The organism is Arthrobacter sp. Y3221159 (genome assembly GCF_059089885.1).
On sequence record NZ_JBNHFC010000009.1, the window covers coordinates 130681 to 152825 of the forward strand.

The 22145-nt window shown below is 62.2% G+C and carries 22 protein-coding genes; 11 read left to right on the forward strand and 11 right to left on the reverse strand.

The window, feature by feature from the left end:
- The first annotated feature begins 7 nt into the window (after positions 1-7).
- Positions 8-1369, forward strand: a complete 1362-nt coding sequence (locus AC5RT3_RS11245; RefSeq protein ID WP_494012136.1) for an aspartate aminotransferase family protein — start codon at positions 8-10, stop codon at positions 1367-1369.
- Positions 1370-1782: 413 nt separating this feature from the next.
- Here AC5RT3_RS11245 and AC5RT3_RS11250 read toward each other — a convergent pair whose 3' ends face one another.
- The 6 genes from AC5RT3_RS11250 to AC5RT3_RS11275 are packed head-to-tail and all read right to left on the reverse strand — an operon-like array spanning position 1783 to position 6938.
- Complete coding sequence (locus AC5RT3_RS11250) at positions 1783-1986, reverse strand: NAD(P)-dependent oxidoreductase (RefSeq protein WP_494012135.1); 204 nt, start codon at positions 1984-1986, stop codon at positions 1783-1785.
- A gap of 15 nt (positions 1987-2001) precedes the next feature.
- Positions 2002-2289: a hypothetical protein gene (locus AC5RT3_RS11255; protein WP_494012134.1), complete on the reverse strand. Its 288-nt coding sequence runs from the start codon at positions 2287-2289 to the stop codon at positions 2002-2004.
- The gene (locus AC5RT3_RS11260) at positions 2286-3407 is read right to left on the reverse strand and encodes a tartrate dehydrogenase (RefSeq protein ID WP_494012133.1); all 1122 of its coding nucleotides are present in this window, start codon (positions 3405-3407) and stop codon (positions 2286-2288) included. Before AC5RT3_RS11260 ends, AC5RT3_RS11255 begins: the two co-directional genes overlap by 4 nt.
- Entirely contained in the window at positions 3404-4927 is a 1524-nt protein-coding gene (locus AC5RT3_RS11265) for an aldehyde dehydrogenase family protein (protein ID WP_494124200.1), read from the reverse strand. The genes AC5RT3_RS11260 and AC5RT3_RS11265 overlap by 4 nt, the downstream gene beginning before the upstream one ends.
- Positions 4928-4960: 33 nt before the next feature.
- Entirely contained in the window at positions 4961-6238 is a 1278-nt protein-coding gene (locus AC5RT3_RS11270) for an NAD(P)/FAD-dependent oxidoreductase (RefSeq protein ID WP_494012131.1), read from the reverse strand.
- Between the two features lie 28 nt (positions 6239-6266).
- Entirely contained in the window at positions 6267-6938 is a 672-nt protein-coding gene (locus AC5RT3_RS11275; protein ID WP_494012130.1) for an HAD family hydrolase, read from the reverse strand.
- A 363-nt stretch (positions 6939-7301) separates the two neighbouring features.
- Here AC5RT3_RS11275 and AC5RT3_RS11280 point away from each other — a divergent pair, with 363 nt between their 5' ends.
- From AC5RT3_RS11280 to AC5RT3_RS11305, 6 genes are all read left to right on the forward strand, one after another.
- On the forward strand, positions 7302-8231 hold the full coding sequence (locus AC5RT3_RS11280; RefSeq protein ID WP_494124201.1) for an ABC transporter substrate-binding protein: 930 nt from the start codon (positions 7302-7304) through the stop codon (positions 8229-8231).
- 52 nt (positions 8232-8283) lie between these two features.
- Positions 8284-9180 (forward strand): amino acid ABC transporter permease, encoded by an 897-nt coding sequence (locus AC5RT3_RS11285; RefSeq protein WP_494124202.1) that lies wholly within the window; start codon positions 8284-8286, stop codon positions 9178-9180.
- The gene (locus AC5RT3_RS11290; protein WP_494124203.1) at positions 9177-9944 is read left to right on the forward strand and encodes an amino acid ABC transporter ATP-binding protein; all 768 of its coding nucleotides are present in this window, start codon (positions 9177-9179) and stop codon (positions 9942-9944) included. The genes AC5RT3_RS11285 and AC5RT3_RS11290 overlap by 4 nt, the downstream gene beginning before the upstream one ends.
- Positions 9945-9947: 3 nt before the next feature.
- Complete coding sequence (gene solA / locus AC5RT3_RS11295; protein WP_494124204.1) at positions 9948-11087, forward strand: N-methyl-L-tryptophan oxidase; 1140 nt, start codon at positions 9948-9950, stop codon at positions 11085-11087.
- Between the two features lie 85 nt (positions 11088-11172).
- The gene (locus AC5RT3_RS11300) at positions 11173-12627 is read left to right on the forward strand and encodes an NAD-dependent succinate-semialdehyde dehydrogenase (RefSeq protein WP_494012125.1); all 1455 of its coding nucleotides are present in this window, start codon (positions 11173-11175) and stop codon (positions 12625-12627) included.
- Between the two features lie 35 nt (positions 12628-12662).
- Positions 12663-13355 carry a GntR family transcriptional regulator gene (locus tag AC5RT3_RS11305; protein WP_494124205.1) on the forward strand — a complete coding sequence of 231 codons (693 nt, stop codon included), beginning with the start codon at positions 12663-12665 and terminating at the stop codon, positions 13353-13355.
- A gap of 136 nt (positions 13356-13491) precedes the next feature.
- On the opposite strand, the gene AC5RT3_RS11310 is transcribed toward AC5RT3_RS11305, so the two are convergent.
- The gene (locus tag AC5RT3_RS11310; protein ID WP_494124261.1) at positions 13492-13722 is read right to left on the reverse strand and encodes a hypothetical protein; all 231 of its coding nucleotides are present in this window, start codon (positions 13720-13722) and stop codon (positions 13492-13494) included.
- On the opposite strand from AC5RT3_RS11310, the gene AC5RT3_RS11315 reads away from it, so the two are divergent.
- Positions 13637-14008 (forward strand): CGNR zinc finger domain-containing protein, encoded by a 372-nt coding sequence (locus AC5RT3_RS11315; protein ID WP_494124258.1) that lies wholly within the window; start codon positions 13637-13639, stop codon positions 14006-14008. The genes AC5RT3_RS11310 and AC5RT3_RS11315 overlap by 86 nt on opposite strands.
- 1217 nt (positions 14009-15225) lie before the next feature.
- Here the strand turns inward: AC5RT3_RS11315 and AC5RT3_RS11320 are convergent.
- The gene (locus tag AC5RT3_RS11320; RefSeq protein WP_494124259.1) at positions 15226-16281 is read right to left on the reverse strand and encodes a PDDEXK nuclease domain-containing protein; all 1056 of its coding nucleotides are present in this window, start codon (positions 16279-16281) and stop codon (positions 15226-15228) included.
- Between the two features lie 363 nt (positions 16282-16644).
- Here AC5RT3_RS11320 and AC5RT3_RS11325 point away from each other — a divergent pair, with 363 nt between their 5' ends.
- The gene (locus AC5RT3_RS11325) at positions 16645-17241 is read left to right on the forward strand and encodes a helicase associated domain-containing protein (protein WP_494124206.1); all 597 of its coding nucleotides are present in this window, start codon (positions 16645-16647) and stop codon (positions 17239-17241) included.
- A gap of 56 nt (positions 17242-17297) precedes the next feature.
- Here AC5RT3_RS11325 and AC5RT3_RS11330 read toward each other — a convergent pair whose 3' ends face one another.
- From AC5RT3_RS11330 to AC5RT3_RS11340, 3 genes are read right to left on the reverse strand one after another with little or no spacing between them, the layout of a single operon-like run.
- Complete coding sequence (locus AC5RT3_RS11330) at positions 17298-18530, reverse strand: hypothetical protein (protein WP_494124207.1); 1233 nt, start codon at positions 18528-18530, stop codon at positions 17298-17300.
- A 30-nt stretch (positions 18531-18560) separates the two neighbouring features.
- Entirely contained in the window at positions 18561-20198 is a 1638-nt protein-coding gene (locus AC5RT3_RS11335) for a relaxase/mobilization nuclease domain-containing protein (protein WP_494124208.1), read from the reverse strand.
- A 3-nt stretch (positions 20199-20201) separates the two neighbouring features.
- Complete coding sequence (locus AC5RT3_RS11340) at positions 20202-20594, reverse strand: MobC family plasmid mobilization relaxosome protein (RefSeq protein ID WP_494124209.1); 393 nt, start codon at positions 20592-20594, stop codon at positions 20202-20204.
- Positions 20595-20839: 245 nt separating this feature from the next.
- Here AC5RT3_RS11340 and AC5RT3_RS11345 point away from each other — a divergent pair, with 245 nt between their 5' ends.
- The gene (locus tag AC5RT3_RS11345; protein WP_494124210.1) at positions 20840-21139 is read left to right on the forward strand and encodes a hypothetical protein; all 300 of its coding nucleotides are present in this window, start codon (positions 20840-20842) and stop codon (positions 21137-21139) included.
- A gap of 301 nt (positions 21140-21440) precedes the next feature.
- Positions 21441-22130: a hypothetical protein gene (locus AC5RT3_RS11350; protein ID WP_494124211.1), complete on the forward strand. Its 690-nt coding sequence runs from the start codon at positions 21441-21443 to the stop codon at positions 22128-22130.
- The last annotated feature ends 15 nt before the right edge of the window (positions 22131-22145 follow it).

Consider the following 22145-nt stretch of genomic DNA (forward strand, 5'->3'; position numbering starts at 1 on the left):
AGAAACAATGGACAGCTCTACCAGCATCATCCGCAAGCCATCCAAGCCCATGGTGAACGGCTTTGATCCCGGCCGCCTCAACGAACTCCCCGATCAGATGCAAAAGAACATTCGACGCCGCGACAGGAGTCTCGGCCCCGGATACCGGCTTTTCTATGACACTCCCGTGGAGGTAGTCCGCGGCAAAGGCGTCTCATTGTTTGACCGTGATGGAAACGAGTATTTGGACGTCTACAACAACGTCCCCTGCGTGGGCCACGCCCACCCACGAGTGGTGGCCGCCGTCCACGAACAGATGCAGACACTGAACACCAACACCCGTTACATCCAGGAACCTATCCTGGATTACTCGGAGCAACTCCTCTCAACGTTCCCTATCCAGCTTGGCCATGTGATGTATACCTGCACGGGGTCCGAAGCCAATGACCTGGCCATGCGGGTGGCAAAGTACGCAACGGGCCAACAGGGTATCATCGTAACGTCCGGCGCCTATCACGGCCTGACCGCTGAGGTAGCATCCTTCTCGCCATCATTGGGCGTAGGAGTGCCCTTGGGGGCGAACGTGCGGGTTATCGACGCACCGGACGCCCTGCGATACTCATCGGATAAGAAGTCCTTGGAGGACCACCTTCGGGGTCAAGTGCGCAGCGCCATCGCTGATCTGCAACGGCACGGCATTGGACTTGCGGCCTTTATCGCCGACAGCATCTTCTCCTCCGACGGCATCTTCGCAGCCCCAGCGGGCTTCCTTCGCCCGATTATCGAAGAAATTCATGCGGCCGGCGGCCTATACATCGCGGATGAGGTCCAGCCCGGCTTTGGACGCACGGGGGAGGAATGGTGGGGCTTCCAGCGGCATGGAATCCTCCCGGACATCGTGACCATGGGTAAACCGATGGGCAACGGCATCCCTATCGCTGCAGCCGTCTTCAGGCCCGAGTTGCTCGAAGAGTTCGGCAAGAACATCCGCTACTTCAATACCTTCGGTGGAAACTCGGTTGCCATCGCGGCGGCCCAGGCAGTACTGGACGTGCTCCGCGAAGAATCACTCATGGAAAATTCCCTCAAGGTCGGCGGGAAGATCCTCACCGAACTGAAGCAGTTTACCCAGGGTCTGGAGCAGGTTGCGGAGGTCCGCGGAAGCGGCCTGTTCGTGGGAGTCGACATTGTGACCGATCGCTCCACGCTAACCCCTGATGGAGATACTGCCGCCGGCATCGTCAACCAGCTTCGGCAAGAACGGATCCTGATCTCAGCGTCCGGGGCCCAGGGCAATGTCCTCAAACTCCGACCGCCCATGCCATTCTCCATGCAGGATGCGGACCGTCTGATAGAGGCACTGGCCCGGGCCTTTCAAAAGCTGCACTAAAGCGCGGCCTCCAACGGCTGAAACCTAAAGATTGACAAGAGCTTTGTAGGGAGTGCCTTCCAACAGGGAGGCACTCCCTCCTGCTTCTTCGTTGCTCCAGACCAATTTCCCCCGGTTAGTCCGTTTAAGTCGGCTGCCGATGAGACTTTGCGTTTCCCTGTTTCACCTGCAGTTTGCAAAGCTCGTAGGCTCAGCGGCCGAGCGCGGCACAGCAAGAAGGCGACCGCCAAAAGCACGCAATCCAAGATGAGGCTGGCGCGGTACCCCGAGCACCGGAACAACAGATCCACGCATTGTTTTTGTGGTGGTCTACGGCGAGATTGGGCGCCGTTGTCGGTCGCCTCTTAGAGTCATTCTACTTACTCCCGGCTTACGACTCTTCTTTGCGATGAAGCCGGATGACAGTGCTTGGGTCAGGGCCCCGGGTAGACGAGTTCCCCGCGGCCGACGTTGATCAGCCGCGCTGTGGGTTTCATCGCGGCCAGGACGTCGGCGTCGACCAGTCCCCTGGTGTCGTTGCTCAGGGGCGCGGCGAGGACCAGGTAGTCAACTTGGGTGTCCTTGGCCATGTCCAGCACGAAACCGAGCGCGAACTCCGCAATGGCCCGGCTGAGCACTCCGCGGGAGTTTGTTTAGGTGATGTCGCTGCGGATGAGTTCATCGAACATCGGCTGGCTCACGCCGGCTGCCGAGACGGGGACCCATTTCAGGGAGCCGGCGGCAGCCCAGTTCTCCTTGAGCGCCGGCGAGAACGAGTGCCACTGGTACAGCACGTCCGCGCCGTCCATGGCCTTCGCGAGTCCGTGCGCCTTGGTCAGCCGGACCTCAGCGAGTTCCTCGACCTCGGCAATCCGTGGCGGAAGAGCCTCCCGGTACAGGGCGGCGACGACGGGACGCTTGCGTTCGACAGCGGGCGTCATGACGCCGAGGGTCCGGCTATGGCCTGATTGTCGGCAGGGTGGGTGCCGGCAGCGTGGGTGCCGGCCAGGGTGTCAATGGCGGACATGACAGCCGCGGTGAATTCCGTCGTCGAGGAGGTTCCGCCGACGTCGCGGGTGCCGTGGCCGTCCCGTAGCGCGGATTCGAACGCTGCCTGAAGGTGCGCTGCCGCCTCGGGTTGGCCGAGGTGCTCGAGCATCATCGCGCCGGACCAGATCTGGCCAACCGGGTTGGCCAGTCCCTTCCCTGCGATGTCCGGGGCTGAGCCGTGGACGGGTTCGAATAGGGACGGGAAGTCCCCCTCCGGGTTCAGGTTCGCGCTCGGGGCCAAGCCGATGGACCCGGTCACGGAGCTGCCCAGGTCCGAGAGGATGTCACCAAGGAGGTTCGAGGCCACAATGACGTCCAGGGTCCAGGGCTTCAGGACCAGGTGCGCGGCCAGGGCGTCCACCAGTTCATGGGTGACAGTCACCTCCGGGTAGTCGCGGGCGGTTTCTGCCACGATCTCGTCCCAGAACGGCATGGTGTGGATGATGCCGTTGCTCTTGGTTGCGGACGTCAGCTTCCCCGTGCGGGAAGCCGCCAGGGCCGCGGCGAAACGCGCCGCACGGGAGACACCGAGACGGGTGAACACGGTTTCCTGTACCGCGGTTTCCTGCGGCAGGCCCCGGTACATCCGGCCGCCCACCTCGGAATACTCGCCCTCGTTGTTTTCCCGCACGATCAGGATGTCGATCGGGTTCTTCGCCGCCAGCGGCGAGGTTACGCCGTCGAGCGTCTTGACCGGGCGGAGGTTGATGTACTGCTGGAACTCCCGGCGGATCGGGATCAGCAGACCCCACAACGATTCGGTGTCAGGGACCTCCGGTGAGCCCACCGCGCCAAGGAAGATCGCGTCATGCTTAGCCAGCTGTTCCAGGCCGTCCACGGGCATCATTCGACCGTGCCGGAGGTAGAACTCCGAGCCCCAATCAAAGAACGTGAAGGCCAGGTCCAGGGAATGGAGCTCTGCGATCCGCTCCAGGCAGGCGATCGCTGCCGGGACGACTTCGGTGCCGATCCCGTCCCCGGCAATAACTGCGATGCTGTGCGTGCTCATGGAATCTCCGTCAGGCCTTCGGACCGCTGCCAGCGCTGGGGCTCGCCAAGGTTGAGGATGGTGTTCTTGGGTTCGGTCATTTCGTGCACGGCGTACCGTACGCCTTCGCGGCCCACACCGGATTTCTTGAATCCGCCAAACGGCATGGAATCGATCCGTACGTCGGACGTCTCGTTGATGACGACGGCGCCGACATGCAGTTTCTCGGCGATGGCCAGGGCCAGGTCAATAGACTGGGTGAACACTCCGGCCTGCAGCCCGTACTCGGTGTTGTTCGCCGCGTAGATAGCGTCCTGGACCTCGATGAACGGCATGATGACCACCACGGGTCCGAACACTTCCTCACGGATCACCCGGCACTCCGGGGCCACATCGGTCAGCACGGTCGGTTCATAGTAGGCGCCCCGGCGCTTCCCGCCGGCGTGTACATTCGCGCCGGCCGCCGTGGCTTCGTTCACCCACTCCTCGACCCGGCACGCCTCTCCCTCGGAAATCAACGGGCCGACGTCGGTGCTCCGGTCCAGTTTCGACCCGGTCTTCAACGCCTTGGTCCCGGCGGTGACGTGTTCGAGCACCCTGTCGAACAAGGAGATGTGCACGTAGACCCGCTGCACGGACAGGCAGTTCTGCCCCGCCACCCCGAACGCGCCGGCCACGATCGCCTCGGCCGCCGCCTTGGCATCAGCGTCGGCGCAGACAATAGTGGCGTTGTTGCCGCCCAGTTCGGAGAGGATCTTCTTCGCCCCGGCCGCCGCGGCGATCCGCTCGGCCGTGGAGGGTCCGCCGGTGAAGGAAATCAGGTCCACCTGCGGGTCGGTGATCAGCGCTTCGGACACGCCGGGGCCGGTCACGACCGCCGCGATCCGCCCGGACGGGACACCCGCCTCAAGCAGCAGCTGCACAAACGCCAGGCCTGTCAACGGGGTACACGTCGAGGGCTTGAGCACCACACCGTTGCCGCCGATCAGGGCCGGTCCCAGCTTGTGCGCCACCAGGTTCAACGGATCATTGAAGGGAGTGATCGCCGCGACGATGCCCACCGGTTTGCGGCTATACCAGCCGATCTTGCTGCCCGCGGCCAGGCTGTCCTCGAAACCAAGGGTTTGGCCCCCGAGCTCCGTCGCGGCTGCCGCGGAAAGCCGCAGGGTCTCCACGCACCGACGGACCTCGCGCTCCGCCTCGGTGATGGTCTTGCTGCTCTCCGCGGCAATGATGTTCGCGAACCGCTCGGCCTGCTCCCCCAACAGTCGGCCCGCAGCCTCCAGTGCCTCCCGCCGGGCACGCAACGGCCAATTGTCCACCTGCAGGTGGCGGTGGATATGCCCGACGGCACGCCGCACATCTTCAGGCGTTGACGTGCACACCCGGCCGATGAGGACACCGTCTTCCGGGTCCCGGACCTCCACCGTGAGCTCAGCGCCCTGCCACTTCCCTTCGAAGAAAGCGCCTCCGGGAAGGTCTGCAAAGCGTGCCCGCCGGTAGGCGGTTTCCTCTGTGGTTTTTGGGCGTGTTTGAGCCACGGCTGTTTCTGGGACCATGATGCCTTACTCTGTCTACTTGACTCGGTCGATGATTTTTGCGGCTGCACCGATGAACGGCAGGAACCACGGCGGACCGAAGTGGCCCGGTACGGCCGGGTTCTTCAGGTCTTCCCAGACGTTGGCGGACTTGTCCCCGGCCATGTAATGAGCCATCCGCTTGCCCATGTGCGCAGCCATCTGCACGCCATGTCCGCTGTAAGCCAAGGAGTAGTACAGGCCGTCATGAACGCCGGCGTGGACCATCTGGTCCATCGACAGGTCTACCAGGCCGCCCCAGATGTAGTCCACCTTGGCGTTGGACAGGTAGGGGAACAGCTCCAGCATGGCCTTGCGCAGGATCTCGGCGCTCTTCACATCCGAGTCCGTGCTGGACAGCGCAAACCTTGCCCGGCCACCGAAGAGCAGGCGGTTGTCCGGCGTAATCCGGAAGTAGTAACAGAGCATCTTGCTGTCCGAAGCCATGCGCCGGTTGGGCAGGATGCGGTCAATCACGTCTTCCGGCAGCGGCTCGGTACAGATGATGAAGCTGCCCACCGGGATCACCCGGCGCTGCAGCCACGGCGTGACGCCGCCGGTGTAGCCGCTGGTGGCAACCAGGACCTGCTTGGCCCGGGTGATACCGCGGGTGGTGTGCACATCGTGCACCGTGCCCGAAACCTTCTTCAGCTCGGTAACACCGGCCTCCTCGCAGATCTGTGCGCCGGCGGCTCCGGCCGCCCCGGCCAAACCATGCACGAACTTGCCCACGTGCAGGCCCGCACCCAGCGGGTCCATCATGGCGCCCTGGTAGAAGTCCGTACCGATTTCGGAGTGGATCTCGGACTTGGGGATAACCGTGACGTGGTGATCGACCAGCTTGGCCAGCAGTTCCTGAGACTTCTTGAAGCCGTCGTTGTGCGACTCGTGGAAGGCCAGCGAGAGCTTGCCGTGCCGGTTGAAGTCGCAGTCGATAGCGTGGTCGTGGACGAGCTTCTCGATGCTGTCGATCGCATCGTTGTACTCGCGGAAGTACTCCACCGCACGCGCCTCACCGTAGCGTTTGACCGCGGTGCTGAAGCCGATGGCCAAACCGGTGGTCGCCATGCCACCGTTACGGCCGGATGCGCCCCAGCCCACGGTGTGACGCTCGAAAACAGCAACGCTGGCGCCCTGCTGGGCAAATTCCAGGGCTGCAGAGAGTCCAGTAAAGCCGGCGCCGATGATCGCGACATCAACGTTTTCCGGGACCGGAGTGCGCCGGTAGTCCCCGGATGGTTCGGCAGTGTCCAGCCAATAGGGGTTGAGTTTCACGGGTTGACCTTTCGCCTCAGAACCGGTTTTAAAGGCCGAGGTGCTTGTTGATCTCGTCCAGGGACTTGGCAACGTTGAGGTCGTAGCCCGGGCCGATGGGGTCATAGCCACGGTCCAGCACCCAGAGGTTGCGGAAGCCCATGTCGTGCATCGGGTGCATGTCGTAGCGGGTGTGCGAGGAGATGTGCAGGAAGTCTTCCGGCTTAGCGTTCAGGGTGTCGAGCATGTACTCGAAGGCCTGGTAGCGCGGCTTGTAGGCCTGGGCCTGCTCGGCGGTCAGCACGGCGTAGAAGTCGGCGCCGAGCTTGGGGATGCTGATCTCCAGGAAGCTGTCGTCCGCGTTGGACAGGGCAACCAGCTTGTAGTTGTCGCCCATGAGCTTCAGCGGAGCCGGCACGTCATCGTGGGCACCAAAGTTGCGTACCATGTCAGCGAACTCTGCGCCCGCACCCGGGGTCGGCCCAATGCCAAAGAACTTGCACACCCGGTCAAACGAGTTCTGAAGGATCTGCTCATAAGGCCTGTACTCAAGGACCTCGTCGAAGCGGTAACCGCGGAACACCTTCTTGAATGCAGGCCACTGCTCTTCAGGCAGGCGGCCATCCAGGAGCCGGCGGGTAGTGGCATCACTGTCCCAGTTGATCAGGGTGCCGTAGATGTCAAAAGAGATGTACTCCGGCCGGGAGTTTGAGGTCGCCATAATTTGTCCGTTCATCGTGATCTTGTACGGGACGCCCAGAGATTGGCTCCCGTACTTGAGACTTGTCCGAGCTCCACGGCTTCTGCGCCTGCTGAAGATCCCGAAGCCCGATGATTCGACTCTAAGATCTTGGATGTTCAGTTGTCAACAATTCAACAGTCCAGCAACACAGTGCTCTACTGTTGACAATTGGACAGAAAGAGGGTTGCATAGGAAGCCAGCGAGACTCACATCACACGCCTTGCTCGCAACATCAACGCTGTAGGTACGCCCAATTGGGCGGGCCAGTAAATGCGAACAAAAGTCCTGAAACGGTAACAGCTTCAGGAATAAATCGGCTGAAACCATTCGAAGGGAAGCACCATGAAGACCATCAAAAAAGTTCAGACCGCAGCCGCGGGGCTTGCCGTCGTTTTGGCCCTGAGTGCTTGTGGCGGCGCGGCCACCAGTACCGGGGCTTCTGAGGAAGCAACGTCACTGACCAATAACACCAGGGACATCTCTGAGGGTGTCCAGCCTGACCCGGCCGTAGTGGCTCTGGTGCCGCAGTCGTTCAAGGACAAGGGTGAGCTCACGGTCGCCATGGACCTGCACTACCCGCCCACGACCTTCCTCGCCGAAGACAACCAGACCCCGATCGGCCTGAACCCGGACATCGCCCGCCTGGTCGCGAAGAAGCTTGACCTGAAGCTGAAGTTCGTGGACACCAAGTTCGACACGATCATCCCGGGCCTGGACGGCGGCCGCTTCGACTTCACCGCCACCACGATGGCCAAGACCGAAGAACGGCTCAAGGTCCTGGACATGATCGACTACTTCAAGGCCGGCAACTCCGTGGCTGTGCCCGCGGGCAACCCGCAGAACCTCACCATGGAGACCCTCTGCGGGAAGAACATCGCCGTCACCCAGGGCTCCACCGGCCAGCTCAAGCGCCTCCCGGCCCTGAGCGAGCAGACCTGCACCTCCAAGGGACAGCCGGAGATCAACGCCGTGACGCTGCCCAACATCCAGGAAGCCCTCGTCCAGCTGAGTGCCAAGAGGATCGACGGCGTCCTGTATGACACCACGTCATTGGGATGGGCACAGAAGCAGCAGCCGGACTCCTTCACCCTCCTGGGCCGGGTCAATGTCGGCTCGAGCGACCTGTCCGCGATCGGTCTCAAGAAGGGCTCGGAGCTGACCCCGGCCATGCAGGCAGCAATCCAGTCAGTCCTGGAAACCCCGGAGTACAAGGAGTCGCTGGAGACCTGGGGCCTGGAGTCCGGGGCAATTACCGACGCCAAGCTGAACTAGCAGGGGGGCACCTTTCATGGCCACCACTCTCAACAAAGGGAGCAGATCAAGCATGGGCAGCACTGATCCGGCCCTGAAGCCCCGGCTGCGGCTTCGGACCCGTTCCGAGTACGCCGGTTGGATCTTCAGCATCCTTGTCGGCATCGGGATCCTCTCCTCGGTCCTGACCAACCCCAACTTCAAGTGGCACGTCGTCGCGAAGTACTTCTTTGCCGAGTCGATCCTGCGCGGGCTGATGCTCACCATCTTCCTCACGGTCGCGTCCATGGCCCTGGGAACCCTGCTCGGTCTTGCCCTGGCCATCATGCGCTCCTCGCACGTAAAGCCGGTTTCCATCGCCGCCGGGCTCTACATCACCTTGTTCCGTGGCACCCCGGTGCTGGTGCAGCTGATCTTCTGGTTCAACATCTCCGCGCTCTACCCGGACCTGAGAATCGGGATCCCGTTCACCGACATCGGCACGGCCGTGGACACGAACGCGATCATGGGCCCGATCACCGCAGCCCTGGTGGGCTTGACGCTCAACGAGGCCGCCTACATGGCCGAGATCATCCGCGGCGGCTTCTCCTCCGTGGGCAAGGGCCAGATCGAGGCCGCCGACTCGCTGGGGATGAGCGCCGGGACGAGGATGCGCAAGGTCATCATCCCCCAGGCGATGCCCTCGATCATCCCGGCGACCGGCAACCAGGTCATCGGCATGTTCAAGGGAACCTCCCTGGTCAGTGTCCTGGGTGTTGCCGAGCTGCTCCAAAGCGCCCAGCTGATCTATGCCCGCACCTACGAAACCATCCCGCTGCTGATCGTGGCCAGCCTCTGGTACCTGGTGATGACCCTGCTGCTGAGCTACCCGCAGTCCAAGCTCGAACAGAAATACTCCCGCTCAACCTCAAGGCTTCCCCGCAAGGCCAAGCCGGTTGTCCTGACTGACCCGGAAGGTGCTGCCCGATGAGTAACGACGGCACGATTCTCGCCCAGAAAATCCGAAAGTCCTTTGGACCCAAAACAGTCCTGAAGGACATCAACCTGGAGATCGCCAGCGGTGAAATCTGCTGCATCATCGGCCCGTCCGGCTCCGGAAAGTCCACCATCCTGCGCTGCATCAACGGCCTGGAAACCGTCGACTCCGGAGTGCTGAAAGTCAACGGCGAGGACTTCGGCTTCTACGAGACGGCGCACGCCTACCACGCCCTGCCGCCCAAGAAATTGGCCGAACAGCGAACCCGGGTTGGCATGGTGTTCCAGCAGTTCAACCTCTTCCCGAACATGACCGCCCTCGAGAACGTCATGTCCGGACCGGTCCTGGTCAAGCGCGCGGACAAGAAAGAGTCAGCCAAGAGGGCCCACGAACTGCTCGCCAGCGTCGGCCTGGCCGGGTTCGGGGACTACTACCCCGCCCAACTCTCCGGCGGACAACAGCAGCGCGTCGCGATCGCCCGCTCCCTGGCCATGGACCCCGAAATCATGCTCTTCGACGAACCCACCAGCGCCCTGGACCCCGAAAAAGTCGGCGAAGTCCTCGCCGTCATGAAGGACCTCGCCAAAAAAGGCATGACCATGGTCGTGGTCACCCACGAAATGGGCTTCGCCCGCGAAGTAGCCGACTCCCTGATCTTCATGGACGACGGCTACGTCATCGAACGCGGCGACGCCCGCCAAGTCCTCAGCAACCCCCAAGAGCCGCGCACCCGGTCCTTCCTGGAAAAGGTGCTGTAGACCATGGACGGAAAACTCGCCGTCATCGGCCTGGGCAGCATCGGATCCATGGCCCTCTGGCAAGCCTCCCACCTCACCGACTCCGTCACCGGATTCGAAGCCCACACACCCGCCCACGCCCGCAGCGCCGTCGGCGGCGACACCCGCCTCTTCCGCATGATCTACCGCGGCAACCCCGACTACTACCCCATCCTGGAACGCTCCCGCGATCTCTGGGCCGAACTCGAAGCCGAAACCGGCCAACACATCCTCACCCGCTGCGGCGGACTGTCCATCGGCACCCAAAACGGCCCCTACCTCACCGCCCTGCTCCACACCACCCACACCAACGGCGCGGACCACGAAATCCTCAGCCGCGAACAAATGGCCGCACGCTACCCCCAACACAACCTCCGCCCCGACGACATCGCCGTCTACGACCCCCACGCCGGCGCCCTGCGCACCGACCGCGCAGTCACCGCCGCCATCACCGCAGCCCAAACCAACGGCGCAACCATCCACACCAACACCCCCATCAACACCATCACCGAAACTTCCAACGGCGTCCACATCACCTCCGGCAACAAAACCTGGACCTACGACAACGTCATCGTCGCCTCCGGCGGCTGGTCCCAACACCTCATACCCGACTACCTGAAAGCGCAGACGGAAACACGCCGGATTATTCTGACTTGGTTTGTCGCCCGGGACCCGGCCGCGTTTTCGCCGGAGAAGTTCCCCATCTTCATCCGGATATACGAAGACCGTTCGATGTACGGGGCGCCCGCCGTGGACGGGGTAACCGTCAAGGCAACCCTGGACGGCCGCGGCAAACCAACTCCGGACGCGGGCAATGTGCCCAGGGACCTGACTACCGCGGAGATCACCGAGACCGTCGACACCGTCACCGAGTTCTTTCCGGGTCTATACCCGAACATCGTCCGCACCGATGCCTTTCCCGACCTCTTCACCCAGGACGGCAACCCCTTGCTGGGCAGGCTGGCCGAACGCAGCAGGATCTACTACGCCACCGGCTTCTCCGGCGCCGGCTTCAAGAACGCCACCGGATTCGGCGAGATTGCCGCCCACGAAGCCCTCGGAAAGGGCTCCTTCGACGGCCTCGATTTCGTTCGCCCCCAACGTTTCAAGAGAAGCTACCAATGACCTCCTGCTCCCTGCCACGGCCATACGGAAGGCTGAGCTCGGTGCACTCCGGACACTTTTCCCTTCAAATCATTGAAAGCATGATATGAGCACCACATTCGACCCCTCGGGTCTTTACCCGGAACTGTTCATCAATGGCGCCTGGCAGAAGGCGGCCAGCGGCGCCACGTTCCCAGTCGAGAACCCGGCGACCCATGAAATCATCGCCCATGTGGCTGATGGCGGCCAGGAGGAAGCCCAGGCTGCCATTGAGGCTGCGGACCGCGCCCAGGCGGAGTGGGCGAAGTCCACGCCCCGGGAGCGTGCCGACATTCTGCGGCGTGCCTTTGAGCTGGTCATTGCCAACACCGACCGGCTGGCCGCGATCATGACCGCGGAGATGGGCAAGCCCCTGGCCGAGGCGAAGGGCGAGGTGGCCTACGGCGCCGAGATGCTGCGCTGGTTCTCCGAGGAAGCCGTCCGCATCGGTGGCGACCAGTCCATCTCCACGGACGGTAACACCCGGATCATGATCACCAAGGAACCTGTTGGTCCGTGCGTGCTGGTCACTCCGTGGAACTTCCCGCTGGCCATGGGCACCCGCAAGATCGCCCCGGCCGTCGCGGCCGGCTGCACCATGGTCTTCAAACCCGCCGAACTGACCCCGCTGACCTCCCTGGCCCTGGTACAGATCTTCCGGGAAGCAGGCCTGCCTGACGGCGTCCTGAACGTCGTCACCACCTCCACCCCCTCCACCGTGGTCGGGACCTGGATGGGCAGCGGGATCGCGCGCAAGGTCAGCTTCACCGGGTCCACCGGAGTGGGCAAGGTCCTGCTGCGCCAGGCCGCGGACAACGTCATGCGCTCCTCGATGGAACTCGGCGGCAACGCCCCGTTCATCGTCCTGGCCGACGCTGACATCGAAAAAGCCGTCGATGGGGCCCTGAAGGCCAAGATGCGGAACATGGGCGAGGCCTGCACCGCAGCGAACCGCTTCTTCGTGCACCGTTCCGTCGTTGAGGAATTCAGCGAGAAGTTCGCCAAGCGGATCTCCGACCTGAAGGTCGGCAACGGTGCCCTGCCCGGAACCGACGTCGGACCCCTGATCGAGCAGAAGGGCCTGGACAAGGTGGAAAGCCTGGTAGCCGACGCCGTCGCCAAGGGCGCACGCGTCCTGACCGGCGGAAGCCGCCCCGAAGGCCCCGGCTACTTTTACACCCCCACCGTCCTGACCGACGTCTCCCTGGATGCCGAACTGATGAGCACTGAGATCTTCGGACCGGTAGCAGCCATCACCGCCTTCGACAGCGAAGACCACGTCCTGCGCCTGGCCAACGACACCGAATGGGGCCTGGTCGGCTACGTCTTCACCGAGAACATGGACAAGGCCCTACGCTTCTCCGCGGAACTGGAAGTGGGCATGGTCGGGCTGAACACCGGCATCGTGTCCAACCCCGCGGCGCCTTTTGGCGGCGTCAAGCAGTCCGGCCTAGGACGCGAAGGCGGCAAGATCGGCATCGAGGAATTCCTCGAAATCAAATACACCGCCATCGCCGTCTAAAAGTAGTAGTACGCCGAAAAGATAAGGGGATGTCAATGTCGGCAACGCAAGGACTGTTCGCGCTGGAAGGAAAGCCTACAGCGCAGTTGATCGCCGATCTGCTGCGCGAACAGATCATCCAAGGCACCTTTGGTCCAGGAGAGCAGATCAACGAATCGGTCGTGGCAGCCCAGCTGCGAACATCGCGGGGTCCTGTTCGTGAAGCCTTGCAGCGTTTGTGCCAGGAAGGCATCCTAATCAGCCGGCGAAACCGGGGTGTCTTCGTCCTGGAGCTTGCTACCGAGGACGTCAGGGAAATCTATGCCGTGCGTGAAGCCGTGGAACTAACCTCGGCAGACGCCCTGCTGGACGGTGGACAAGAAGCCCTCAGGCACACCAGCCATGCCCTAAAGGCAGTCATAAGGGACATGGCAAAACAGGTGGCCGTATCCGACTGGCAGGCCATTACCCGGTTGGACATGGACTTCCACAGCGCCTTCGTTGCCGGTGCAGGGAACACCCGGCTGATCAGGATCTACGAAACCCTGGCAGCCGAATCCAGGATGTGCATCCTCAACCTGGAGGTGTCCTACCCGCGGACAGATGTCATGGTGCAGGAACACCAGAACATCCTCGATTTGCTGGAGGCAGGAGACCGGAAAGGACTCCACCAGGCCATCAAACGGCATATGCAAAAAGCCGTTGAGGACCTCACCGCAACACAGCAGGATGAGAAAGTCACAGCATAGGAGTTCCCCGAACAAGACTTGAGTACTAGTAGGGGCCGGAACCACCGTGAACTGGTCCCTACCAATCCCCGTGTCATCAACCTGCCGGGACAGTACACCTAGCCGTGCGCCCCACAGAATCGAAACAGTGGAACGCCTACTCAGGGACGACGACGAACCATCCATCGTTTTCTGCGACGTCCTTGAGGGGCAATGTCTTCGATGAGGAACTAAGTGCTTGGTCTGCTGCGGCAAGTACCAGTGTGGGATAGGTGGCCGGCTCGGAGAGAATGTATTCGGCCATGTGTTGCTCAAAGTCCAGCGCCTTTGGGCGGAAATCGAAGTCTGGACCAAAATGCGCGATCAGCTGTAGCTCCTCTTCGGTCACCGGCGTCCCTGGCTCCCGTACAGACCAAGCGCTAACCCGGGCCGGGGACGCCACCGAACTGGGGGCAAGCGTTGCCGCCGCACCGGCTAAGTTGCTGACCGGCCCCGACGCAGCCCACTTGAAAGAGTGCGGACGCGAAAACTGCACCAGGATTTTCATCGACCGCTCCCGCAGTGGTACTCGCATCTGGTGCGGCATGGAAGAATGCGGAAACCGCATCAAAGCCGCCAACTACAGGTCGCGCCGGAAGGCCCGGGAGCAAAACACCGAAGCAAACGTCGCATAAGCCGCACCGGCAAAGGGCGTACGAAAACATGACCATGCCGCAACGCTGCAACGGCTCCAGTGGCCGCCAGCTTGAGTTATACCCCAACCTGACGAAACGTAAGGCTGTTGGGTAACCGCCGTCCTAAAGCAACTGGGGCGATAAATTCCCTTGCAGCCTATGAGAGCGGCGTCAGCTTCCATTCAGAGAATGGGGAGAGGAACAAACAGTGAAGCCCTTTGCTGAAGGACGCCCGTGCGACGAACACAAACGCTACCCCCTCCCCACCCGCGGATCGCCGCAACGTTCCCAGTCGGAAAGTGTTGTGATTGTCCTTGGCGTGATGTATCCAAGTGTCTTCCCACAGCCTGTCGAAGCTAACGACTCCCTCGATCTGGTACCCCTACCTCCTGATGTGGTCCATGGTCGGCAAAGCGTGGACGTTGTCTTCTATTACCCGCTCCCTTTCAGTAGGAACAGGGAGGAAGTTCCCAAGGCCGCTATTGGCCACGAAAATCGTACGGAAGCCCGGAAAGCTGTTGCCCGCGATTTGGCTTTGCATTCGATAGAAAAACGCAAGTAGTCACCCCTCTCGGCCGTCATCACTGTCGGGTGCCAGAGCGCCGTGGATTACACGCAGCGGCCGACAACGTCTAGGAAGGCTTCATCACACCAATGTCTTTCGGAATGTACGACTGGAAAGGGATAAGACCCGGTGATGACATTGAGGTCCTCGATGACGGCCTGTCATTGCACGTGGAGTAATCGAAGACCTGGCTTCGGATCAAAGCCTCATCAGGCTCAACCTCACCTATGGGAGAGGCGGACGCACATACCGCAGGGAGGACGGCTGGCAGATTCGTACTATCCGCCGAGAATCGAGAATTGAGCTGTGACCGTCACCGACTCCTGACCTGCAGGTCCAGGGCGTTATGAAGCACACCCCAACCTGACGTCAGGAAGCAAGGATAAGAGCGTCAGAATAGGGTCCGAAGCAGCCTTTCGGCACCCTCCGCTGAAAAGGTCCTAGATTTCAACCGGACGGTCATGCTGCCCACCACTCTTGCCCACGGGATGCCCGATCCTGGATGCTGATGTCGACGACAACTCTGCCGGCCCGATGCGCACAACAGCTGAATTGTCCAAAGTTCTCTGGACAATTCAGGCTGTTTCCCGCAATGCGGGTCGATTTCGAAGTCGTTAGCCAGACGTTGGGCGGGATCGATCAGGTAGGCGCTTTACTCGGCACTTTCGGCGACTTGGGAGTCCGGTTCGGCCCATTCCAAGGCGGCGACGAGGTGTCCCTCGTCGGGAAGTGCTTTCTGTTCCGCTGCGGGCAATTTGTCGTAGGTGTAGGCGGCGACGGCCATGGGAGATGTTGAGCGGCCGAGGCTGTATCGGACGCTGCGGTCGTTTTTGGTGCCGCAGATGAGGATGCCGATGGTTTCGTTGTGGTGGTCCCGGCGGAGCATGTCATCGACGAGGGCGACGTAGAAGTTGAGCTTCCCGGCGTATTCTGGCTGGAACTTGCCGGTTTTGAGTTCGACGACGACGTATCGGGATTGTTCGATGTGGAAGAACAGGAGATCGACGTAGAAGTCGTCCCCGTCGACGTCGAAGTGAACTTGGCGGCCGACGAAGGAGAAGCCAGGGCCCAGTTCGCGGAGGGTTTCCGTGATTCTGCTGGTGAGGGCGTTTTCGAGGTCGCGTTCGGCTACTTCGCCTGAGAGGCCGAGGAATTCGAAGTTGTAGGGGTCCTTTGCCACCTGTTGCGCCAGTTCTGAGTCTGGTCCAACAAGCCGTTGGACAAAGTTGGAGGGCGCCGCCCCGGTGCGTTGCAGGGTCTTATTCATGATCATGTTCAGCAGGACGTTGCGAGACCAGCCGTATTCAACCGCCGCGGAGGCGTACCAGGAGCGGGCCTCCGGCGAGTCAAGCTTGTCCAACAGCACCGTGATGTGACCCCAAGGCAATTGTCCAACAGCCTGTTGGACAATTGGTTCCGGCCAAGCAGTGGCGAATCCGCGCATGTAGAACAAGTTGGAGCGGGAAAGGCCCTTGATATCAGGGAATTCCGCCCGAAGGTCATCGGCCAGCCGGCTCATGACCTTACTCCCCCACTCCTCGATCTCTTGGCGTTCCAGAATGGTTTTCCCGATGGACCAGTACAGCTCGATGAGCTGAGTATTCACGGTGCGCAGTGCCTGTATGCGGGCGGCTCGTACGCGGTTCTTGAGCTCGCCGAGGAGGTCGGTGTAGCCGTTGGGCAGGGCTAGGTCACGGGCATCTGTCATGGTTTCGATCCTATCGATGGCCACGGACATGGCGGGTTGCTTCCCGTTCTGCCCTTGCCGGCGTCTATAGCCCGGGCGGCCGTACTTGCATGCTCCCTCGCTTCGGGCCGCGGCGAGGCAGCCGCGGATCTGTGGTTGATTTGCGCCGGTGTTCTCCAGTGACTGTCCGCTGGTCTGTCGCAAGATGGCCGTGTTTATTGTTGGGAAGCCTGCGCGGGATCCCCTTATAGATTATTTTGAAGGAGGACATTAGGGGATGACCGTGGCTGAGTTTCACCAGGCATGAGGGACCGTCGACGCGCTGCTCCGCACCCTGAGTGGGTGGACATGTACCGCAGGGGTATCCCTCCCTCGAGGATCGCGGTGCTGGACGCAGCTCCCGTCACCACCGTGCGCTATCACCTGCAGGTCGCGAAGAAGCTCGAACCGGAGCTCGAAGCCGAGCATGCGGCTGCGCTGCCGAAGTCTGAGGGACCGTCCACTGCATTTCTGACGATGATGCAAGACGTTGTCGACTTCTACGGCACCTGCGGCCGGCTGCCATCGGCCCATGCGGAGTCACCCCGGGAGGCGACGCTGGGCAGGTGGCTTTACCTCCGGCGCAGGGAAGCGCAGGCGGGCACCCTCTCCCCCGCTGTCCGGGACGGGCTGGATGTGATTCCCGGTTGGGGCCTGGTGTCGAAGCGGAAGGTCGAGGACGAGGCCAGGTGGCAGCAGCGCTTGCAGCAGGTGAAGGACATCCGGGACGCCGGGGGTGAGTGGCCGCGTCATCAGAAGACCCCGGATGCGGACGAACGCGTCCTGGGCGTGTGGCTGCACGCCCAGCGGATCAACTACAACCAAGGCAAGCTGTCTTCAGAAAAGGAGTCTCTGCTGAATGAGGTCCTGCCAGGATGGCGCGAGGGCCGGCCACGTGGCCGCCGACCACGACGAACACCGCAAAGCCCTGGCGACAGGTAGACCATGCGAAACGAAGGCGCTGCGGCCCCGCCTCCGCCTGTTTTGTCTTCCTGTGTTTATCTGCTGGGTCCGCCCTTGGACCTTTCGGCTCCCACGGCTGCCCCCGCACGGCTCTTCCTGGCCTTGGCCGCGCCTTTGCCCATGGTGACTGCTGCGCTGGGGTGGGTTCCTTCGCTGCGTGCCGCAGTGAGCCGCCCGCGGATCTGGGCTTCGTTGGCGCCGGTGTTCTCCAGGGCTTCCGCGAATTTTGCGTGGTGTTCTGCTGAACCGTAGCCGGTAGCTGATGCGGTTTCTGCTGTGAGTGACTGGTCTTTAAGTTGGCTGCTGTCGTTGCCTGTGACGCGGTTTTCGATGTCTCGACCGACGCCTTCCAGCCTAACGAAGAGTTCCTTCTCGGCCCTCTCATACCGCTGCTCAATTGACGCCACTTGAGAGCCTGTGAAGCCGCCCTCGGCCAAGAGCTTGGCTTCGTGCATCTCCTTGGCTGCTTTCAGGAACAGTGGGTCCTGGAAGTGCGTGTCGCCGGCACCGTTGATGTTCGCGGTGGTTTCTTTGCGCAGTTGCTCAATGTCGGGGCCGTTTATGCCATCCCTGCCGATCAGGAACAGGCGCTCTTTGATCTCAGCGTCTGCCGCCGCAGCAGCTTTGGGCGTTTTCGCATTCTGAGCGCGCTGAAGGGCCTGGGCCAGTTCGGGGTTTGCCAGGTACTCCACGGGTACTTGATGGCGCTCCATTTCAGGTGCCAGTTTCGTCGCCTGGGCTCGAAGTTCTTCTGCCTGCGCAGCTGCGATCAGCTGCACTGCTTTCTCGTGTTCGGCAGCGGCTTTCCGTGCTTCTTCTTGGCTGCGTGCCAGCTCGTCCAGCCGGGCCTTTTCGGTGGCGATAGTTGCTATTCCTGATTCAAGGTAGGCGGTGTCCGTGCCGACGTCGTGGGTGTCGATACCGTACCGGGCGAGGACTTCTTCGCGGATCTTCGCGGAGGCTTCGAGGGCGGTGGGGTCGTGGTCTTTCCAGCCTTCAGCGACGGCGTGTGCGGTGGCGATGTCGGCCGGCTGTGCCTTGTCCCACCACTCTTCCTTCTGTATGGGTGCGAGGACGGCGCGGGCTGAACTTCGTTCAGCTGTAAGGCGGGCCTGGGCTTCGTGTGCCGCCTGGGAGTCCAGGTGTTCTTGCTGTCGCTGGGCTTCCTGCCGGCGGCGGGCCAGCGTCTCTGCGATGCGTGAGGCGATCATCAGGGATTGCCGCATTCCGTTGTCGAGAAAGTCGTCGATGCCGTCTGATTCACTCATGGTGTTCCCCTTGCACTAGTGGTGTGATTCTTATCGGTCGAGTCCCGGCCCGGTGTCGCGGCTGGGCTGAGAGGTCTTCGCTGGTGTTGCGGGTGTAGGTGTCGTGGGTACCACCGAGCCAGGACGGACCGGGGCCATGCCGCGGCGGGCAATATCAACTGCCCTCGGCGGCACCGCAGCCGCTTCGGCCGGCTGTTGCTCTGCTCCTACAAGGACGGCCTTGGGCATCGTTGCAGTGAACGGGGCGAGCTGGTTTTCGACCACTGATCGGATGCGTTGGGCTTCGCGGGCACGGCCGGACTGGGCGTGCATTTCGTACACTGCGAAGGCGGTGTTGATCAGCTGCACCATGAGTGCTGTTTGAGCGGCTGTTTTGTTCTTGCTCGACGCTGCCATGAACAACATGGCCGTGCCGGCAATGGATGGCAGCGCGACGGGTTTGCCGTACTGTCGGGGTGCCCGCAGTTGGGCTGTGCGAGACAGTTCGGCAGCTGTGGCCGCCAGCGGCCCTGGCGTAGCCTCCAGCCGGTGCGACCAGGCTGCAAAGGCACCGGAAACCTCACGCGCTGCTTTCGCCCAGGTTGCGTGATCGTCACGCGGAATGGTGCGCAGCTGGTCGGCGAGTGCTGTTGCATTGCGGGTGTATTCCACCCACACATCTGCTGAAGGGGTTGCGTTCTCGGGACCGGTCCTGGAGACCTTGCGTTTGTTGCGCGCGGCCGCGTTCCATTCCGCCGCGGCCTCGGTAGCCAGGTGCGGGGAGTCCATCCATTCCCCACGCAACGCACCGAGCTTCAGGTCCGACGCGAGCGTGCCGCCGCCGAACCAAATAGGCCGCTCCCCCGGCTTGGGGCGCTCTGCAACGGAGTAGCCAACGATGACGTCGGTGGTGTTCTTCGCGTAGCGCGGCCGGAGCAACAGTCCGGTGTCCCGTGCACGTCGGACGAACTCCGCTTCGGTGGCTGACGCGCTGGCGCTGGCGCGCACCTTCCGGGCCAGGGAGGACCGGTGCATTTCACGGTCATCCCTGACGGCGGTGGCCTTCTCGGCCCGGTCGTAGCCGCGGGTGGCGTGCACACTGGAGAGCTCTTCGAGCCCGTACTTGGTCTCCAGTTCCCGGCAGGTCTGTTGTGCGCGTTTGTAGTCGCCGTGAGTGGAGGCCTTGGTGCCGTCTTCGCGGACGAGGGATACGGCGACGTGGATGTGGTGGTTGCCGTTCTCACTGGTGCCGTGGTTGATCGCTACCCACCGGCACTGGGCCTTTCCGCTGGCCTCGGTGAACCCCATGGCGTCGACGAAGTCATTCGCGATGTCACCCCACTGCTGATCCGTCAGCGCTCCTTCTTCGGCGCGAAGGCTCAGGGAGCAGTGCCACACATCGGCGTGCTTGTGCCCGTTCGGAACGCGTTCTTTCTTGACCGGGTCCCAGCGGAAATCCTTCTGCAAGACCTCGACGCCGAAGGCCTTGCGGGGCTGGTCCAGATGCTTCGCGATGGCGATCGCGTCGTCCCTGTCCAGGACGCCGTCGTCGTACCAGGCCATGATCGCCGCGTCCCCGGCCACCAGATGCGGATCGGTGTGCGCATTCTTCGTCTTATCAACATCGGTCGAGGCCAGGTACAGCATGAGCCCTGACATCCGTGAGCCGCGGGTGATGTTCGGAATCATTCCCTACATCAGCCCCTCAATCGTCCGGTCAATCCGCATCGCAACCTCACGCACATACGCCAGTGCAGCCTTGGCGTCCTGGGGGAACTCGTCGCCGGCGTTCGCGTGCCGGGCGATCTGGTTCACGTTGTTCGACACCCGGGCCAACAACGTATGGATCGCCATCAGTTCAGCCATCGCAGCCCTGCGCTCGGTCGGGGTCTCCGAGCCTTCCGACAGAGCAGCGGTCAGCAGCAGGTTCGGGACCGTGACCTTCTGCCGGGCAGCCTTCGCGATCAGGGCCGCTTCCTCCTCCGCCGTCACCCACACATCGCGCCGCTTCTTCGTCCCCGCCGGAGCATTCGCCCGCCGCCGCTTCGAGAGCCTGGAGCGCGGCTTCTCATTCTCTTCAGACACGCACTCCCCCAATCCCTCAAACGGCCCAGCAGTTCAAAAAGCCCAGCGCAGCGACCCCGAAACCGGGGACAACACAAACCAGTGTGCCAAGCAAACAGCCACCGGGCCGTGAGCGACACGTCAGTTACACCCGTGTAAATGTATAGCTTGCTCCGCACGGTTGGCTTTAAAGGTTTTTCGAGCCTCGGGCGGCACGCCCTCAGGCTTTCGGATGTCTGTGCCTACCGAGCCGATAGAGTCGAGGCATGGACATCAACGACATTGCCGCCAAAGCGGCCGCAAAAATTGACGCTGCCCGCGATGTAAGAGTGAACGCCGTAAAGACCGCCGCAGCTAGTGGTGTTGAACTTGCCGAAGCAGCGCAGCTGCTCGCCGCTGCGGAGCAGAAGTACGCGAAGGACTACCAGGCCGCTCTCCGCGCTGACTGGACCGAATCCGATCTGCGCGGGTTCGGCCTCACCGCGCCATCTAAAAAGGCCAGCGGCCGTCCGCGCGGTAGGAAATCTGCCACCGACCTTGACCAGGTATCCGACGCATCGTCGTAAGCGAGGACAACACCTCGGCACGGCAGCAGCAAATCGGCGACGGCGGCGAATACACTGCTTTGCCTAAGCCGACTTACCCCCTGGACCCACCCCACCAGCGGATGCCCACCCGCGACGCTGGCTCTATTACTGGACCCGAACTCTTGGTAAAATTCTGCTCGTCACCACGGGACGAGTCGCCTCCGCTGCCTTATAACCTCCGCTCCTAATGACTCACCCATTCCGTGCTTGTGCCGCAGGACAACGAGCGGTCCATCCAAGAGGTAGCGCATTCAAAGTTAGGTCCTGATCGGAGAACACCATGAAGCGTCTGCTCCTTGTGCTGATTGCCACGAGCCTGATGATCCTGGGGGTGATGGCTCCCGCCGACGCCAAGCCCAAACCGCCCCCGACTGATGGCTGCACTTTCGCCAAGGGCATGACGACGTGTACCGAAACCACACAGACAACCGGGCCCGGTCCCCAGGACGGCATGGCATGCACCACCGATAGCGGGCTGCCGGGCACGTACAGCCAGGAACGCACCACCACCACGACAACCACCACGACCTACAAGGGAAAAACAACGTCCGGTACGCCGACCAGCACGAACACCACCAGCACCACCCAGGACGGCCCAGCGACCTGCGAGGCCACGCCGGTCTCGACGGGCACTCTGGTGGTCGTGGTGGACCGGACGTTCGAGCGTTGCTACAACGACCCAACTCCCGTGCCCCGCGATGACAGCGACGCCTGCTACCGAGTCATCGGAACGGGGCTGGAGCCGGGCAGCCTCGTCATGTCGAACGTTACTTATACCCCTCCGGGCGGGACTCCGATCACGGGTAGCAGCGGTTTCCGGTACGTCACCAACGACGACGGCACGTTCAACGAGGAGTACGCGAGCCTCTGCACCGCTGGGGACTTTGACGACCTCTACTTCACCGGCACTGGAGCTGACGGGCTACCGGTGACGTCGAACACGGTGGACCCCTGCACACAGTTGGGTTAGCAGGTTGTGCGACAT